General features: G+C 61.7%; 17 protein-coding genes. 8 read left to right on the forward strand and 9 right to left on the reverse strand.

The features are described 5' to 3' along the window. Positions 1–6: 6 nt before the first annotated feature. Positions 7–813, reverse strand: a complete 807-nt coding sequence (locus tag RG540_RS19140; protein WP_038591192.1) for an aspartate/glutamate racemase family protein — start codon at positions 811–813, stop codon at positions 7–9. 98 nt (positions 814–911) lie between these two features. On the opposite strand from RG540_RS19140, the gene RG540_RS19145 reads away from it, so the two are divergent. Then, positions 912–1,454 (forward strand): winged helix DNA-binding protein, encoded by a 543-nt coding sequence (locus tag RG540_RS19145; RefSeq protein WP_051899885.1) that lies wholly within the window; start codon positions 912–914, stop codon positions 1,452–1,454. Here the strand turns inward: RG540_RS19145 and RG540_RS19150 are convergent. From RG540_RS19150 to RG540_RS19175, 6 genes are all read right to left on the reverse strand, one after another. Then, the gene (locus tag RG540_RS19150; protein ID WP_038591195.1) at positions 1,433–2,224 is read right to left on the reverse strand and encodes a cyclase family protein; all 792 of its coding nucleotides are present in this window, start codon (positions 2,222–2,224) and stop codon (positions 1,433–1,435) included. The two genes, RG540_RS19145 and RG540_RS19150, sit on opposite strands and share 22 nt — an antisense overlap. Beyond that, positions 2,221–3,465, reverse strand: coding sequence for an SDR family NAD(P)-dependent oxidoreductase (locus tag RG540_RS19155; RefSeq protein ID WP_038591198.1), 1,245 nt, complete (start codon positions 3,463–3,465; stop codon positions 2,221–2,223). The genes RG540_RS19150 and RG540_RS19155 overlap by 4 nt, the downstream gene beginning before the upstream one ends. Continuing rightward, entirely contained in the window at positions 3,465–4,640 is a 1,176-nt protein-coding gene (locus RG540_RS19160; RefSeq protein ID WP_038591201.1) for a thiolase family protein, read from the reverse strand. Before RG540_RS19160 ends, RG540_RS19155 begins: the two co-directional genes overlap by 1 nt. Beyond that, positions 4,640–5,065 carry an organic hydroperoxide resistance protein gene (locus RG540_RS19165; protein ID WP_038591205.1) on the reverse strand — a complete coding sequence of 142 codons (426 nt, stop codon included), beginning with the start codon at positions 5,063–5,065 and terminating at the stop codon, positions 4,640–4,642. The genes RG540_RS19160 and RG540_RS19165 overlap by 1 nt, the downstream gene beginning before the upstream one ends. 71 nt (positions 5,066–5,136) lie before the next feature. Then, positions 5,137–6,750: an AMP-binding protein gene (locus RG540_RS19170; protein ID WP_038591208.1), complete on the reverse strand. Its 1,614-nt coding sequence runs from the start codon at positions 6,748–6,750 to the stop codon at positions 5,137–5,139. 10 nt (positions 6,751–6,760) lie between these two features. Further along, entirely contained in the window at positions 6,761–7,189 is a 429-nt protein-coding gene (locus RG540_RS19175) for a hypothetical protein (RefSeq protein WP_038594277.1), read from the reverse strand. A 404-nt stretch (positions 7,190–7,593) separates the two neighbouring features. Here RG540_RS19175 and RG540_RS19180 point away from each other — a divergent pair, with 404 nt between their 5' ends. The 5 genes from RG540_RS19180 (at position 7,594) to RG540_RS19200 (ending at position 14,135) form a co-directional block, all read left to right on the forward strand. Further along, positions 7,594–9,129, forward strand: coding sequence for an ABC transporter substrate-binding protein (locus tag RG540_RS19180; protein WP_038591211.1), 1,536 nt, complete (start codon positions 7,594–7,596; stop codon positions 9,127–9,129). 76 nt (positions 9,130–9,205) lie between these two features. Next, on the forward strand, positions 9,206–10,222 hold the full coding sequence (locus tag RG540_RS19185) for an ABC transporter permease (RefSeq protein ID WP_038594281.1): 1,017 nt from the start codon (positions 9,206–9,208) through the stop codon (positions 10,220–10,222). A gap of 1 nt (position 10,223) precedes the next feature. Continuing rightward, entirely contained in the window at positions 10,224–11,081 is an 858-nt protein-coding gene (locus RG540_RS19190) for an ABC transporter permease (RefSeq protein ID WP_038591214.1), read from the forward strand. A 1-nt stretch (position 11,082) separates the two neighbouring features. Then, the gene (locus RG540_RS19195; RefSeq protein WP_038591217.1) at positions 11,083–12,960 is read left to right on the forward strand and encodes a dipeptide ABC transporter ATP-binding protein; all 1,878 of its coding nucleotides are present in this window, start codon (positions 11,083–11,085) and stop codon (positions 12,958–12,960) included. Further along, positions 12,960–14,135 (forward strand): alpha-hydroxy acid oxidase, encoded by a 1,176-nt coding sequence (locus RG540_RS19200; RefSeq protein ID WP_038591220.1) that lies wholly within the window; start codon positions 12,960–12,962, stop codon positions 14,133–14,135. Before RG540_RS19195 ends, RG540_RS19200 begins: the two co-directional genes overlap by 1 nt. Positions 14,136–14,141: 6 nt before the next feature. Here RG540_RS19200 and RG540_RS19205 read toward each other — a convergent pair whose 3' ends face one another. Next, positions 14,142–14,855, reverse strand: a complete 714-nt coding sequence (locus RG540_RS19205; RefSeq protein ID WP_038591223.1) for a hypothetical protein — start codon at positions 14,853–14,855, stop codon at positions 14,142–14,144. A 368-nt stretch (positions 14,856–15,223) separates the two neighbouring features. Here RG540_RS19205 and RG540_RS19210 point away from each other — a divergent pair, with 368 nt between their 5' ends. Together RG540_RS19210 and RG540_RS19215 are read left to right on the forward strand one after the other, a co-directional pair. Continuing rightward, positions 15,224–16,027, forward strand: coding sequence for an ABC transporter substrate-binding protein (locus RG540_RS19210; RefSeq protein WP_038591226.1), 804 nt, complete (start codon positions 15,224–15,226; stop codon positions 16,025–16,027). A 77-nt stretch (positions 16,028–16,104) separates the two neighbouring features. Continuing rightward, entirely contained in the window at positions 16,105–16,779 is a 675-nt protein-coding gene (locus tag RG540_RS19215; protein WP_038591229.1) for an amino acid ABC transporter permease, read from the forward strand. A 15-nt stretch (positions 16,780–16,794) separates the two neighbouring features. Here the strand turns inward: RG540_RS19215 and RG540_RS19220 are convergent, their stop codons facing one another. Next, positions 16,795–17,310: a MarR family winged helix-turn-helix transcriptional regulator gene (locus RG540_RS19220; protein WP_038591232.1), complete on the reverse strand. Its 516-nt coding sequence runs from the start codon at positions 17,308–17,310 to the stop codon at positions 16,795–16,797. Positions 17,311–17,586: the final 276 nt, after the last annotated feature.

A 17,586-nucleotide genomic window follows, 5' to 3' on the forward strand; every position in this document is an offset into this window, starting at 1 on the left:
CGTTTCTCAAGCGCCGCTCGGAAACAGCGGCGCCTGACGGCCGTTGGCAACGAAAGTCCGGAAATCTTCGATCGCATGCGCGCTGGCGAGCGAACAGAAGGGCCCGCGGCTCACCTCGATGCCGCTGATCTTCTGCAGCCGCACGTCCATCTCGGCGCTCTTCAGCGCCACCGCCGCCGTGTTGACGACCGGCGCATGCAGCACCTTGAACCCGTATTCGCTGCCGACAAGGAGTCCCGGCAGGACGCCCGCCGGCACCACGACGTCGGCGCCGTCGCGCACCAGCGGTTCGGCGCAGGCGGTGAAATTGGCAAGCATCCGCCGCCGCGCTCCGTCATCTCCCGCAAAGGCCGCGCTGAAATCCGAAGGCTCGCAGTTCATGCCCACGACATGCTTCACCCGATCGCCGAGGCCGTAGAGATCGGCCTGCTCGTAATGCCAGGTCTGAAAGACGTCATCGAGGGTGACCAGCGCCATGCGTCGGCCGAGCCGCGCGGCGTAATGCATGCAGACCTCGCCGGCGCCGATCACGGGAATGGTCAGTGCCGACTTGAGCTCATAAAGGCCCGGATCCTGAAAATGGCCGATGACGACCGCGTCATATCCGCGGCTCGCCGCTTCCAGCCCGTTGTCGATCGCGATCGCCGCGCAACGGAATTCCGCCAGCCGCCCGAAATGACGGTCCGGAGGGCTGATGCCGAAGACGTCCACTGTCGTGCCGGGCTCGGCAATACCGTTCAGATAGTCCGAGAGCCGCGTCATATAAGCGGCGCTTGCAGTCGCATCGATGAAGCTCTGCCAGAAGATGCGCATATTTCCCTCGTTTGGTCCGCTTTCGTGTGCGGTTTCGCACTCGTCAAAACTAGAATTTAAGGCTTTACTTGCGACGCAATTACAACCCGGAGAGCCCCATGATATCGCCTGCCACGCCCGAAAACCCGCTGAGCGATACGGCCCTCGAAATGTCGGAAGCCGCCCTCACCGAATTCGAATGGTCGCTGTGGCGGATTTCCGCCGCCTTCCTGCGCTGGCAGTCGGAATGCTCGAGCGAACTTGCGGGCTCCGGCCTGAGCGGTCTCGATACCGCTATCCTGCACACGATCCGTTACCGTAACAAGCCGAAAGGGCTTGGCGAAATTTCCCGTCTGCTCGGCCGCGACGACACCGCCAACATTCAGTATGCGATCAAGAAGCTCCAGACCCTGCAGCTCATCGAACGCGTCAAGGGCCGCTCCCGCAAGGACACGCTCTACACGCCGACCCGCAAGGGCACCAAGCTCACCCAGGATTATCGGGCTCTGCGGCGGCAGCTTCTCGTGTCGCTGATCCAGAAAATGGAACGCGCGGAACAGGGGCTCGGGGAAGCGACGGAAATGCTGGAATTGCTCACGAGCTTCTACGACACTGCCGCCCGGCGGGTGGCGAGCGGCTCTCATCCCGTCGAGCGCTCCTGAACCAGCGCCAGAACGCGCAGCGGGCTGCCCGAACCGTTCTGGATTTTAAGCGGAGCTGCAACGATCATCGCACCCATGGGCGAAAGCTGGTCGAGATTGGTGAGGCATTGTAGCCCGTAGCGGCCAGCGCCATGAAGGTAATGGTGCGCCGGATAGGGTGGCGAGAAATGCCCAGCCTGACCCGCATCCGTGCCGATCGTCTCGGTGCCGAAGCCGATGATATCCCGCTCCTCGACCAGAAAGCGCATCACCTCCACATCCGGTCCGGGCGTATGCGCGCCGTCTGCGTGCAGATTGGCATAGGCGGCACCTGACTTTTTCGACCAGTCGGTGCGCAAGAAGGCCCAGGATCGCGCCGGAATGCGGCCATGCTGTTCTTCCCACTTCACGACATCGGCAACCGTCAGCAGGAAATCCGCATCCTCGGCCGCCGCAGCCGAGCAATCGATAACGCAGGCCGGCGCGATCATATCGGCCGGCGGCAGCGTATCGACGGAATTGAGCGGCAGGTCGCGGCCGGTATACCAATGGATCGGCGCATCGAAATGCGTGCCGGTATGCTCGCCGAAGGAGAGGTTGTTCCAATACCAGGCCGGCCCGCCGCTGTCGTAGCGCGAAATCCGCTCCATCCGGAACGGCGCGGATTGTCCAAGTTCCGGCGGCATGACGATGACCGGAAAATCCGGAGACAGGGTATGGGTAAGGTCGACGACGCGAACCGCACCGCTCGCCAATGCTCCAGCGAATTTGCCCAGAATATCGCCGCTCATTGACCAGCCTCCCGCTCGACGGCTTTCGGATTGTCGAACAGCCGCGCCTCGATATCCTTGGCGACGTCGCCGACGTAAATGTCTTCCAATCCGCGCTTCAATCCGTCGAGAACCGCATCGGCCACGGCTTTTGGCGCCACCTTCGGCGGCGGCACCGTCTGGAACCATTCGGTATCGAGCGGCCCGACGAATGCGTTGATGACCCGGATACCGCCCGGCCTGAGCTCGGCTCGAAGCCATTGCGACAACGACAGGCACGCGGCATGTGCAGCGGAATGGACGCCGAACTGCGGCACATTGCTGAGCCCGTGGACCGAGAGCATATTGACCCAGGCGACCGCTCCAGCCGCACCGTCAGCACCGCGGGAGCGCATCACCGGCCCAAAAGCCTGGGCAAGGCGCATCAATCCCATCACGGTATGATCCATCGCCTCGCGCGCTATATTGACCGCGCCCGCGTCGAAGAGATGCGCCGGCCGGACGTGATCGGCAGTGCTGATCAGGATCTCGACCTTGGCGCCGATATCCATCGCCAGCTCCTGCACCGAACGTTCGCTCGTCAGGTCCAGATCGACGAATTCGACACCTTCGATCGCCTCCAGCGACGCCTGCTGGTCGAAAGGTTTCCAGCGATCGGCCACGCCGACAAAAATCTTGGACGCTCCCGCTTTCCGGAGAGCCTGCGCCAACGGCAATGCAAGCGGGCTGCGCCCATCGGTGATCAAGACCCGCCGATGCTTCGGATCGGCGGTCATCTCGCGCCATTGAGGATCGTCATCCATGAAGGGAGCCTCCGAAACGGGTTTCGCGAAGAACACGGCATTGCCGCTTCTATCGAGCTGTAGCGACATCGCGACGCTGGCGCCGGGGACTGCGCAATCGCCATGGAGATGCGTAACCACGCTCGGCCCGCAGTCGAGCTGAACCAGGCCGGTGCGCCAGGGCATATGCTCGCGAAAATACGGATCGCTGGTGACCTCGATCCGCGTTTCCGACAGTAGCAAGCCGCCAGTCGGCGCGTTTTTGAACGTCAGGTCGGACGAAAGGCAGTTCGGGCAGGCTTCGCGCGCCGGATAGGTATAGCGCCCGCATTCGGCGCAGCATTGCAGCATGAAGCGGCCGGTGGCGGCAGCGAGCGTCAGCCCGTGCGCCTTGCGGCTGCGGGCCGAGGGAGGCAGCAGCGGCTGCGTGGTGCGGGCGAGCGGGTTCTTTCGCTTCGGCCTGAGGAAGGGTCCGGTCATCATGCCCTCGCAAGGATGGCGGCCGCGGAAGCAAGCCCGCGGTCGTAGTTGATCATCCCGAAACCTGAAACCAGCCCGAGCTTCGCATCCTCAACCTGCCTGCCTTCCGCTATTCCCAAAAGCTGGCGCATCGCTTCAGTAATCCCAAGATGCCCGCCCGCGGCCCCCGCTTGGCCTACTGAAAGCTGACCCCCAGACGTGTTGTGCGGAAAGGACCCGTCGATCGTGAATGTATTCTGCCGCACGAAATCCGGCCCCTCGCCTTTTGCGCAAAAACCCAGGTCCTCGAACTGCATCATCGAGATCACCGCATAGTCGTCATAGGTCTGGACGAAATCCATGTCGTCCGGCTTCGAACCTGCCATGCCGTAAAGTTCGTCGCAATCGACCACCCAGCCGCCGCGCACCTGCACCGGATCCTCGGCAAACGCGTTGTGCCGCTCGATAGCCGACAGCAGCCGGACAAAGGGAAGCCCGAGCGAGACCGCCGTCTCCTCGCGCATCACCAGAAAGGCTTCCGCACCGGCGCAGGGCATGACGCAATCGAACAGGTGGAACGGCTCGGCGATCGGTCGCGCCGACATATATTGTTCCAGCGTCAGCCGCTTCTTCATCAGCGCATCGGGGTTTTTGAGCGCATTGTCGCGCTGGGCGACGCAAAGCTTGCCGAAGTCTTCCCGAGTGGCGCCGTAGCGATTTATGTAGTGGCGTGCGATCAATGCGAAACTCGCATTGGGACCACCGGCGCCATAGGGATAGGAAGCATCCTGCGCAAAGCGGGAGAAGTTGGCGAGCGTCTTGCGGAACGTATCGACCTGATTGGTGTCGGCTGCGACGCAGGCGACGATATCCGCATCGCCCGCCTGCACCGCCCGCGCCGCGCGGCGGATCGAGGCGATGCCGGCGGCGCCGCCCATCGGCAAATGATCGAGCCAGCGCGGCGACAGCCCGAAATGCTGGGTGAGCGCGATTGCCGCATCCGGCCCCATGGTGAAACTCGCGACCGAAAAACCATCAAAATCCCGGTGGCTGATGCCGGCGCCTTCCGCCAGCGCCCTCAACGCCTTGCCCATCCACCAGTGCGCGGTCTCGATGGAATAGCGCTGGTAAGGTACCGTCACGGGCACCGCCAGAACCACGCCGTCATAAGACTGCCGCGCTCGGGAAACGACCATCAGGCCACCATCAGCTTGACGTCGACATTGCCGCGCGTCGCATTGGAATAGGGGCAGCGCTCATGCGCACCGGCGACTACTTCTTCCGCGACTGCGCGCTCGATGCCGGGCAAGGATGCCACCAGTTCGACCGCCAGCGCGTAACCGACCGATACCGGGCCGATACCGACCTTGGCGGTGATCGAAACGTCATCCGGCAGTGCGATCTTGCTGGTGCGCGCCACCAGCTTCACCGCGCCGAGGAAGCAGGCCGCATAACCGGCGGCGAAAAGCTGCTCCGGATTGGTCCCCTCGCCCCCCGGGCCGCCGAGCCCTTTCGGCACCGAGAGATTGACGGCAAAGCTGCCGTCCGTGCTCTGCGCTTTTCCTTCCCGGCCGCCATGCGCGGTAACGGACGTCTCATAGAGGATCTTTTCCGGGGTCATGCGTGCCTCCATATCAGGATTTAAGCTGTGATTTATAGTATATCAGAATCGACGGAGAATCGTAGAGGAGTTCATCCGGCCTTGCGGATGGATGCCTTCAGCTTCCTGAGGTCGATTGCCGAACCGTCCTCGACCGCCTTTGCCGCCATCGTCTTGATCTCGCCGCGCTGCAGCTTCTGGGTCGAACTCACCGGCAGCCTGTCGATGAAGACCACGTAGCCGGGCAGTTTGTGGTAGGCGATATGGGCGCCGGCGGCCTCGATGATCCGCTTCGCCTTTTCGGCCGGCTCGCCCGCACCGGCGGTCTCGCTTTCGACGATGAAGGCGAAAACCTCCTCGCCGCGCAGCTCGTCCGGCACTGGCGTTACCGCCGAAGCCTTGACCGCCGGATCCTTGGCAAGGGCCGCCTCCACTTCCAGCACCGCGATGTTCTCGCCGCTGCGCCGTACGATGCTCTTCTTGCGGTCGAAGAAATAGAGAAGTCCGTTCTCGTCGGCATAAACGACGTCGCCGGTATGGAACCAGCCGCCTTCCCAAGCCTTCTCGGTCGCCTTTTCGTCCTTCAAATAGCCGCTGAAGAAGCCGTCGCGCGGGTTCGCACCTTGGGCACGCACCAGCAGTTCACCCGGCTTGCCGAGCTCCGCGTCGTTCCCCGCATCGTCGACGATCCGAAAATCCATGCCGGCACGCGGCCGACCGATGCAGCGCAGGCCCGGCGTATAGTCGTCCGCCGCGGTGGTGGTTACCGCCCGGCCGCCGGTTTCGGTCATCGCCCAGGCTTCGACGATCGGGATGCCGTAGCGCTTCTCGAATTCGATCTTGTGACGGGCATCGACGCCCGGTCCCAGCGCGAATTTCACCTTGTGTGCCCGCTCCGCGTCGACGGCCGGGAGCTGCAGCAGGATCGCCGGGATGACGCCGAGGCAATGGATGATCGTCGCGCCGGAATCAGCGATGGACGCCCACCAGCTGCTCGAATGGAACCGGTCGAGCGGCACGATTGCGCCGCCCTTCATGATCATGCCGACGGCCGTACAGCCGAGCGCATTCATGTGGAACATCGGCAACGGCGTCAGCGCCACTTCGGCTCCCTCGCCCATCTCGGCGATGCCGCCCTGCGTCGTGTACCATTCGGCGATGCCGATGAAATAGATGTTCGAAAGGATGCAGCCCTTGGGCTTGCCGGTGCTGCCGGAGGTGAACAGCAGCGCGCATTCGGCATCCGGGCCGCCGGGCCGTGCCTCGCGTGATTCAGGCGAAGGCGGAATGTCGTCACCGGCAGCGATCACCGTCACTTTGCCGGGCGATACATCCTGCAGATCATCCAGCCGCTCGCGGATCACCACCATCAGCGAAGCCTCGGCCATATCGAGCTGAAAGAGCAATTCGTCGCGGCGCAAATCGGGATTGACCGGCACGATCGAGACGCCGATCGCGTTCAGCGCCAGCCAGTAGTCGAAGAATTCCGGACGGTTTTCGAGGAGGAGGGCGACACGGCCCCCGATCCCATATCCTGCCGCCGCGAACTTCTGCTTCAGAAGACCGACGCGGGCGAAAACGTCGCCGTAGCTGTGGCGAAAGCCCTTGGGCGCATAAGGCAGTTTGGCGCTGGCCGGCGCGATCAGCATCGGCGCGTTTGGGTTCTTCAGCGCCTGGTTCTCGAATAGGAGATAGGGAGAATGCATGACTCTGTCCTTATGCCCGTTCCAGAATGCCCTTGATCAGGAACATCTCGGCCTCGTGGATCGTGCCGAACTGGATCCATTCCGCATCCGTCTGCGTCTCCAGCCGCCAGGTCAGCAACGTCACCACGCACTTGTCCGGCCCCATGCGCAGCAGTTCGCCCGGGATGACGCGAGACATATTGCGGAACTGCATGGCTTCCTTGGCCGCACCCACTTCGTAATCTACCTGGAAGCGGGCACGATCGACATTGAGCCGCACGAATGTCTGTTTTCCAGAAAAGGTCGAGGTGCCGCAGAAGAGGCCGGGCTCCACCTCTATGCGATTGAGGCTGCCCCATGCCCACTGGCCCTGTTTCAGCCCGTCCGACATCAGTTCGAAGGCGACCGCCGCCGGGCGCTCCACCATGATGCTGCTGGAATGACAATGCGGATCGATCATGAGCATCCCTCTTTCAGTCGCGTTGAGGCGTCATTTTCCTAAAAGACATTTTAAGCATAAAATAATCGGAAAGAACGTCAACGGGTTTTTGCGAAGCCGGGTTTCAGCTTGCTCCGTCAGTGATCGTGTCTCATCAAATTCTCAACCTGAAGGCAACCAAAAGCCCGGCACTACCGGCCCTCCACACGCAGAAGTCGATGGAATTCTCAATTTCCGACGATAAGAAATTTTAGGCTTGAAGTAATTTATACCTCGTTCTACGATCCCCTCGATTGTTAAGGGGACGACCGCAAAAAGCGGCATCGAAAATCAACAGAAGCCCCTGGCAGGATTGCAGGCTTGCGTTTCACCAACCGCCGCAGGTCCGTCGGTCGCGATCGACGGGCAGAACCAGAGGGATCGTCATGACTTTTGAAATCGACCGCAGAAATCTCCTGCAGATGCTCGGCCTTGCCGCGGTCAGCGGCTCCGTGCTTTCGCAGGCCACAATCGCCTTCGCTGCAGATACCGACAACGTCACCATCGGCTGGCCGTCCGACGTGCCGTCCTGGGACCCGAACCTTCGCTTCGTTCCGGACGCGCAGCCGCTCTTCAAGATGGTCTTCGACCAGCCGCTCGATCAGTCGCCGGACCTGAAGCTCATCGGCAACCTCATCACCAAATGGGAACTGAAGCCGGACGGTCTTTCGATGCCCTTCGAGATCCGCAGCGACGTGAAGTTCCATAACGGCGATCCGATGACGATGGAGGACTTCAAATATACCTTCGTCGATCGTATCAAATCCGGCCTGAAGCTCGACATCGCCAATTCCTGGCGCACGCTCACCGACATCGAGATCCTGTCGCCGACATCCGGCGTGATGAAGTTCTCCGTCCCGACGCCGACCGCGCCGCAGTGGCTGGCTTTTCTCGGCAGCTATCTCGTGCCGAAGAAGTACATCGAATCCGTCGGCCCGGAAGAATTTGCAAAGAAGCCGGTGGGCACGGGGCCCTACAAGCTGGTCGACTACCAGATGAATTCGCGCATCGTGCTGGAGCGCAACGACGACTATTTCGGCACCAAGCCGAAGATCAAGCGCGTCACGATTGACATCATCAAGGATCCGTCGGCACGGACCGCAGCCATCCAGTCCGGCCAGGTGGACTTGACGGTCAACATTCCGGTGCGTGAAGCCGAGCGCCTCGGCAAGACCGAGGGCCTGACTGCCGAAATCAACCCCTTCACTCGTCTGATCCTCCTGCAGATGCGCAACGACAAGGGATTTACGGACATGGCCGTCCGCCTTGCAGCCCATCACGCGATCGATAAGGCAGCCCTCTCCAAGGCCTTTTATGGCGGCGCGGCCGTGCCGCTCTCCGTTCCGGCCACGCCCGGCACGCCGGGCTACCTGCCTGACTACAAGTTCGCGTACGATCCGGAACTGTCGAAAAAGCTTTTGGCCGATGCCGGTTACACGGCCGACAAGCCGGCGACCTTCACGCTCGCCGCCACCAATGGCCAGTTCCCGAGCGATTTCGATATCGCCCGCGCGCTGGTGCAGATGTGGCAGAAGGTCGGCCTGAAGGTCGAACTGCAGCAGATCGAATATTCCAAGTATTTCGAACTGAACCGCGGCGGGCAGTTGCCGGAAGCTACCCTCTACAGCTTCGACAACGCCACCGGCGACCCGGAAATCTTCTCCGGTTATCTGATGAACCCGAAGATGCCGTTCGGCGCCTGGAAGGGTCCGGAGATCGGCGACAAGATCCTCAAACTCTTTGTCGAACCGGTCTACGAGAAGCGTATTGCTGGCTATAAGGCCGTCGCGCAGGAAGCTGTCGAGACAGGCGCCAACATTCCGATCCTGCAGAGCGTACAGACGCTGGTGCGCAAGAAGAGCCTGAACTACGTCAAGTACGGCAATGCTTGGGTTCTGGGCAGCACCATGTCCTGGTCCTGATACCGGCTGACCTCGCCATCCTGGGGTCCGGGTACGCCCGGACCCATTCCTTCACATCGTCATACGGGGCATGCGCATGTTTGCGACCATTGCCAAGCTCTTGGTAAAGCGTGTCCTCACCGCGATACCGATCCTGCTGCTTGTTTCTGCGCTTCTCTTCTGCATCCTGCGCATCCTGCCGGTTGATCCGGCCGCCATGTCCCTGCCACCCAATGCGACGGTCCAGGAAGTGGAGGCCATGCGCACCGAAATGGGGCTCAATCTGCCACTCTATCAGCAGTATGGCATCTGGCTGAACAAGCTCTTCCACGGCGATATCGGCCGCTCCATCCATTTCCGCCAGGACGTGACAAGCCTGATCGGCTCGACACTGCCCGCCACCGTCGAACTGGCCCTCATCGCCATGGTGGTCGCCACCGTCTTCGGCCTCGCGGGCGGCCTCTTCCTGTTTTACGTGCGCGGCACCCGCGCCGAAGCAGTGATGGATTTCTTTTCCATCCTGTTGCTCTCGCTTCCGGAATTCCTCTGGAGCCTGTTCCTGCTCTTGATATTCGGCGTCTTTTTCGAGGTCCTGCCCTTCACCGGCCGGCTCAGCCCCGGCTTCGAGCGCCCGGTCGTCACCGGTTTCCTGCTGTTCGACAGCCTGATCACCGGAAAGATCTCGACCTTCTTGAACGCGCTGGAACATATGATCCTGCCTTGCCTGGCGCTCGGCATCGCGCTGTCGCCATCACTGATGCGCGTGCTGCGCTCCAGCCTGCTCGATGCCTATCAGGACGATTATATCCAGCAGGCACGGCTTCGCGGGCTTTCCGAAAAACGCATCCTCATCCGCCATGGCCTGAAGAACGCCATCCTCCCGACGCTGAGCCTGATGGGCGTGCAGTTCGGCTTCCTGTTCGGCGGCACGCTGCTGGTCGAGATCATCTATTCCTATCCGGGCATGGGTAACCTGATGGTCGACGCGATCCGCAACGCGGACCTGCCGATTATCCAGGGTGCGGGCCTCACCTATTGCATCGCCGTTCTGGTGATCAGCATCGTGGTCGACAGCCTCTACCTGATCCTCAATCCGAAACTGAGGGTGCGTTGATATGCGATCGCTTCCGCTCTGGCTGAGATCCGGCCGCGTCCAGACAGGCCTCGTCATCATTTTCATTCTGGCTGTTTGCGCGATCTTTGCGCCTTATCTGGCGCCGAACGATCCGAACGAGCAGAACCTCCTCTCGATCCTCACGCCACCCGTGTGGGTCGATGGCGGCGATGCGATGTTTCCGCTCGGCACCGACAGCCTCGGCCGTTGCGTCCTCTCCCGCCTGATTTTTGGCGCCCGCGTGGCGCTCACCGTGGCGTTTACAGCCTCGATCGGCGCGATGATCATCGGTGCCTTCTTCGCCCATGTCGCCGGTTATTTCGGTGGCTGGGTCGATTGGGTGATCGGCCGCATCGTCGAGATCTGGCTGTCCTTCCCGCCGGTCATCCTGTCGCTCATCCTCATGGTCGGCCTCGGCACCGGTCTGCGTAACGTCGTACTCGCCATCATCCTGGTCGACTGGACGCGCTTCTGTCGCGTGTTGCGAAGCGAAGTCATCGTGCTCCGCCGGCGCGACTATGTTTCCGCCGCCCAGCTCGTCGGCTTCTCGCACTGGCGCACCATCACTCGCGAAATCCTGCCCGGCACCCTGCCGCTGCTGATCACCCTGATGAGTCTCGAAATGGGCGTCGCCATCATCGTCGAGGCGATCCTTTCCTTCGTCGGCATGAGCGTCGGCTCGGAAACGGCCGCCTGGGGCCAGATGATCGCCGATGCGCGCCAGAACATCTACGAGGCGCCGTTCAACCTGATCGCCCCGATCTTCGCGATCTTCTTCGCGGTCTTCGGTTTCAATATCCTCGGAGATGGCCTGCGCCGCACCCTCGATACGCGCCTGACCCAGACGGAGCGCACCTGACATGGCCATTCTCTCTGCCAAAAATCCCATTCTTTCGGCGCAAAATCTTTGCGTTGAATCGGTAGGAGCCAAGGAAAGCTTCCCGGTCCTGACCGATCTCAACTTCTCGCTCGAGCCCGGCAAGATCCTTGGCCTGGTCGGCGAATCCGGGGCCGGCAAGTCGATGATCGGCCGTACCATCTCGCAATACCTGCCGAAGGGCTTTGCGGTCACCAAGGGTACGCTCGCCTTCGATGGCGAGGACCTGGTGAGCATGCTGCCGGAACGTCGCCGCAGCCTGCTCGGCCGCGACATCGCCTTTATTCCGCAGGAGCCGCTTTCCGGCCTCAACCCGGTGCTGACGGTCGGCCAGCAGATCAAGGAACACCTTCTGCGGATCGGCCTTGCTGCAGGCGAACATTGGCGCGAGCGGGCGCTGAAGGAATTCGAATCCGTACATCTGCCGCATGGCGCGGCGCTGCTCGAAAAATACCCACACCAGCTTTCCGGAGGCATGTGCCAGCGCATTCTGATCGCAATGGCCTTTGCCAGCCGCCCGCGGCTGCTGATTGCCGACGAACCGACCACCGCACTTGATGTCACCATCCAGGCCCGCATCGTCAAGCTGATCGCCGAAATGCAGAAGCGCGATGGCACGGCGGTGATCTTCATCACCCACGACCTGCGCCTCGCCTCGCAGATCAGCGACGAGATCATGGTCCTCTATGCCGGCCGCCCGGCCGAACGCGGCCCCGCCAAACAGCTGTTCTCGGCGCCGGCGCATCCCTATACACGTTGCCTGCAGCTCGCCAATCCGACCATTACCGGCCCACGCCGCGGCCTATTCATCCTGCCCGAGCGTATGCCGGGCCTGCGGGTGCTGAAGGAGCTGAAGGGCTGCCGCTTCGCCTCGCGCTGTCCGAACGCGATCGAGGCCTGCACCCGGGCCGAACCGCCGCTGGCAGATATTGGACCGAACCATATCGCCGCCTGCATCCGCACCGAAAAAACACCGGATATCGTGCCGCCGCCGCTGTCGCCCGGCCGCGAGATCGCTTCAACCAAGATCCATCTCAACGGCGAGAAGCTGACCAAGGCCTATACGACCGCGTGGAGCCCGTTTGCCAAGCGCAGCGCGTTCAAGGCGGTCAACAATGTTGATTTCGCGCTCGGCGAGGGTGAGTTCGTTGGTATCGTCGGCGAAAGCGGCAGCGGCAAGAGCTCGCTCGCCCGCCTCGTCGTCGGCCTCGATACGCCGACCGGCGGCAAGATCACGCTGGCCGGCCGCGACGTCACCGCCAATGGCAATGCTGACCGGGCCTATCGCCGCGAATACATCCAGATGGTCTTCCAGGACCCGCAATCGGCACTCAACCCGCGCCGGCGCATCGGCAGCATCGTCACCCAGGCGAACGAGGCGAGCGGATTGCACAACAGCACCCGCGAGCGCATGGACCGTGCCGCCGAATTGTTGAAGGAAATCGGCCTGCCGCCGGATGCGGCGATGCGTTTTCCCTCGCAACTTTCGGGGGGCCAGAAGCAGCGTGTCAATATCGCCCGCGCGCTTTGCACCCTGCCACGCATCCTGGTCGCCGACGAGATCGTCTCCGGCCTCGACGTCTCTGTACAGGCGCAGCTTCTCGACCTTCTGCTGAAACTGCGCGACGAACATGGCTTCTCGATGCTGTTCATCAGCCACGACCTGTCCGTCGTCCGTTATCTCTGCGATCGGGTGATGGTCATGTATCGCGGTGAAGTGGTGGAAAGCGGCCGAACTGAAACCGTGTTTGCCGATCCGCAGCACGCCTATACCCGCAGCCTGCTCGCCGCCGTGCCGCCGGACGACGTCAATGCGGAATGGTCGCCGGTGCTTGCGGAAGCCGGCTACCAGGTCGAGTGATGGTGGTCGCCGGACGCAGATATTACAGCGGCCGGGATGTCGACCGCGCCGTCACCATCGCCGACCTGCAGGCCATGGCGCGACGCCGCCTGCCGGCCTTCGTCATGGAGTATCTCGAGGGTGGCGCCGAGGACGAATGGACGCTTCGCCGCAACCGCGAAGTCTTTTCGGAAATCGAATTTCGGCCCTCGACGCTGACCGGCGTCGGTATACCGGATCTTTCGACGACGATCTTCGGCCGTAAGATGCGGCTGCCCTTCATCGTCGCACCGACCGGCTTCAATGGCCTGTTTCAATATCAGGGAGATCGGTTGCTCGCGGAAGCCGCCGCCAAGGCTGGCGTCACCTTCACCCAGAGCACTGTCTCCAATATGCGGATCGAGGAGCTTTCCGGCATCCCCAACCTCTCCCACTGGATGCAGCTCTATGTCTTCCGCTCGCAGGCCTTCATGGACGAACTGGTCGGCCGTGCCGAAAAAGCCGGCTGCCAGGCACTGATGGTGACGACCGATGCTGCGACCTTCGGCAACCGCGAATGGGACCGCCGCAACTACCGCTCCGGCATGGACCCGGCCTTCCGTCACAAGCTGGATATCCTCTGTCATCCGCGCTGGGCATTGTCGGTCATGGCACGCGGCATTCCGCCCTTCGGCAATCTGCTCGATTTTCTGCCGGCCGACCAGCAGACCTTCGCTCGCACGGCCATCTGGTCGCGCGAGCAGGTGGAGCCGGACCTTCATTGGACCCATATCCGCCGCCTGCGGAAAATCTGGAAAAAGCCGCTGATCGTCAAAGGCGTCATGACGCTCCGCGATGCCGAACTGGCCGCCGACGCGGGAGCCGATGGTATCGTCATCAGCAATCACGGCGGTCGCCAGCTTGACGGCGCGCCATCGCCGATCACCATTCTGCCGAAGATCGCGGGCAAGCTAAAGGGCAGGATCACTATCCTTGCCGACAGCGGTTTTCGCCGCGGCACGGACATCGTCAAGGCTTTGGCGCTCGGTGCCGATGCGGTGATGACCGGCCGCGCAACGCTTTATGGCCTCGCAGCCGGCGGCGAGGCGGGCGCCACCCGCGCCATCACCGTCCTCGAAGAGGAAATCCGCCGCACCATGGCGCTTCTCGGCTGCCGTTCGGTCGCGGATCTCGACCGCGACCATATAAAGTTCTGAGCGGTCTCACCGTCCGTCAGGGACGATGATCTGCGTTTCCATCGGGAAGTGGGAATTGCCGCCTTCGAAGGGCGGGAAGGTCTTGAAATCCTCGCGCATGGCGATGCGCGCCGGCGATTGCAGCGCGGCCTGAAGTGCGACAGGGCTGTCGAACATCACCCGGTTGCGCTGCATGTGGTTGACCCGCTCCCAGGGCAGAAACCCGCACCAGTCGATCCGTGACAGGACCTCGATCTTGCGGATCCCCGGAAAGGTGCGCATGACCTGCGGGTGATGGCTGACATAGTGGTGCATCCACACGTTCAGGTCTTCAGCCGGGCCGGTATAATGAACCACGTAGGAACAAGGATTGCCGTTCTTGGCGACATCAAGTTTGGCGTCGTCGACCGGAAAATGCCGCGCATACATGGCCTGCTGCGTGCCCTTCGCCCCGCGAATGCTCGACAGCACGCCCGAAGCGGCAAGCTGATGCAAATGGCCGGCCGGCGCCATCGCGTCTTCCAGGTCGGTCAGATCGTTGAAATAGAGCTGCATGCCGAAGATCGGCGACTGCTCGTCCTTGTTATACATGTCCTTGGTGACCTCAGGCGTGTAGAGGTTGGCCGTGGTCAGCCCGGGTGTCAGCTTGATGATCTCGGAGGCGGTCTCGACATCCGCCTTGCTCACGGCGAGCTGGCTTCCGTCGACATTCTCGAAAAAGGCGAAATAGGCAAAACGCATGGCTGGGTTTCCTGCTTCTCTATGGGGCCGCAACAATTGCCGGCGGCCTCTGTTCCCCGGTCGTGGCTCACTATTGAACCGTCGGAAGGAAAAAACAAGTTGAAACCTAAACTATTTTGAGTCCGGTTCGGCCGTAAAAATTAACTGCTCCGGACATGATTTAAGCTTCAATCTTTCCCCTTGAAACTTGCCGGATTTTCCATCACGATCCGCTTCCAGGCGCGTTGAAAGAGGATATGAGACGCCGCCGGATAGCTCTTGGGAAAGGGCTCGCTCAGGTCATTTCATCTACCAACGATCAAGAAGAATTCGCATCCGATCCGGCAGGGAAAACAGCCGCCGGTCACCAAAACAGAGGGAACGCAATCATGACCACGACCCTTTTCCGCCGCGCCTTTTTTGGCCTTGCGGGTGCCGCAGCGCTGTCCGTCGCGGGCACCGGCTTTGCCTCCGCGGCATCGCTTGCCGTTGGCTCCTATCCGAGCAATCCGCCCTTCGAATACAAGACGTCTACGGGTACGTTCGAGGGCTTCGAAGTCGATATCGTCAACGAAGTGGCAAAGCGCCTCGGCATGACGGTCGAGATTTCCGATCTCGGTTTCCAGGCGCTGTTTGCCGCCACCGCTTCGAAGCGCATCGATGTGGCGATCTCCTCGATCACCATCACCAAGGAACGCCTCGGCAGCCAGTCCTTTACCCAGCCCTATTATGATGCCGACATGGGCATCGCCACCCGCAAGGAAGCGACGGTTTCCAAGGTCGAGGACCTGAAGGGCAAGGTCGTCGGCGTATTGGCAGGCTCCACCGGCGACAAGTGGGCCAAGGACAACAAGGAAAAATACGGCATCACCGACATCAAGAGCTACAACGCCCAGCAGGATCTGCTGATGGATCTCTCCGCCGGCCGTGCCGATGTGGCCGTCAGCGACGTCCCGGGCATGGAATACGCCTTCCTCAAGATGAAGGACCTCGCCGTCAAGGTGCGCATCAAGACCGGCGAACAGTACGGCCTGATGATGACCAAGGATCACCCGCTGCTTGCCAAGGCGAACGACGCGATCACCGCCATGAAGAAGGACGGCACGCTGGCCGCGATCCACAAGAAGTGGTTCGGCTCGGATCCGGCGGCCGGATCCGCCTCCGCCGTCGAACAGCCGCTGCCGAAGCCCTGAGCCGGCTACCGATAACACACCCTAATCATGCCGGCCGGCGACGGCCGGCTTTTTCGTGAGCGTAAAGGCACCAGGAAATGACCCTCCTCGATACATTCTTCAACCTCGGGGTTCTCGGCGACGCATTTCCAGCGCTGCTACGCGGATTGATCAACACCTTCCTGCTCGGCGTCGCGGGCATCGGCATCGGCATTCCGATCGGGCTGGTGATCGCGCTTTTGCGCCTCTATGGACCGAAGCCGGCCCGCTACCTGACGGTTTTTTATATCGATATTTTTCGCGCCGCGCCGATGCTAGTGGTGCTGATCCTCATCTACTACGCGCTGCCGTTCGTCGGCATCCGCCTGTCCTCCTGGACGTCCGCGGGCCTCGCCTTCTCGATCGTCATGGCCGCCTATTCGGCTGAAATCTTCCGCTCCGGCATCGAGGGCATTCCGCGCGGCCAGTTCGAGGCGGCGGCGGCCCTTGGCCTGCCTTTCTTCGTCACACTGCGCAAGGTCGTGCTGCCGCAGGCGATCCGCATCGTCATTCCGCCGATGACCAACAACTGCGTCTCGATGTTCAAGGACACGTCGCTCGCCTCAACCGTTGCGCTGCCGGAACTCCTCAAGGAGGCCACGGATGCGCAGGCGCTCTATGCCAACCCGACGCCGCTGATCGGCGCAGCCCTGATCTACATCGCCTTCCTCTGGCCGATGGTGCGGTTGGTCAATCTGCTCGAACAGAGGTTCAACAAGGAAAAGAAGCGCTGACGCTGGCGGCAAGGCCTATTCGAAGGCGGCGCCGGAAAGGTGGTTGCTGGCGGAGGTCTTGACGGTGCCGATCTCCGCCCAGAGCGCAGCAACCGCATGCGGGTCGATATCCGCCATCATGTCCTGCAGCCAGCCTTCGTGCGCCACGGCCATCGCCGCAAACAGTGTCACACCCGCCTCGGTAAGTTTTGCCACGGTCACGCGCCGGTCGCCCTGCGGCGTCACCCGTTGGACGTAACCATCGGCTTCGAGCCTCTCGACGAGCCCGGTGACATTGCCGTTGGTGACCATGGTGCGCTTGGAAAGCTCGCCAAGCCGAAGCCCGTCCTTCTCGCGGTAGAGCTGCGCCATCAGGTCGAACTGCGGCAGGGTCGCGCCGAACTCGGCGCGCAGGCGGCGGCGAATTTCCTGACTGATCAGCTTGGTCGTCGACAGCATCCGCAGCCACAGGCGCAGCTCGGGCTTCGACCGCCCATGGGCGCCCTGGACGATGATCTCCAGATCGACGTCGACCGCTTCTGCTTCTGCCATTTCGAATGTTGCCTCTGTAACCGATCCACCGTCTAGAAGCAGATATTTGAAATGTCAAAGGTTCGTGCTGTGACCGTCATTCGGAACGGTGCTCGCAAGTCCATGTGACCGGCCCGATCATCACTCCATCACCAACCCTCATCCGCATCCCGTTATTTATTCATACGCATACATTTTCTGAAAACAGCATCAAGAACAGGCAATCTGTCGATAGCCGGACAGCTACTCATGCTTGCCCTTCCCCGACTCCGCAACAGGCTATTTCTCGCGGAAGTG

Source organism: Neorhizobium galegae bv. orientalis str. HAMBI 540 (assembly GCF_000731315.1).
GTDB classification, from domain to species: Bacteria; Pseudomonadota; Alphaproteobacteria; order Rhizobiales; family Rhizobiaceae; genus Neorhizobium; species Neorhizobium galegae.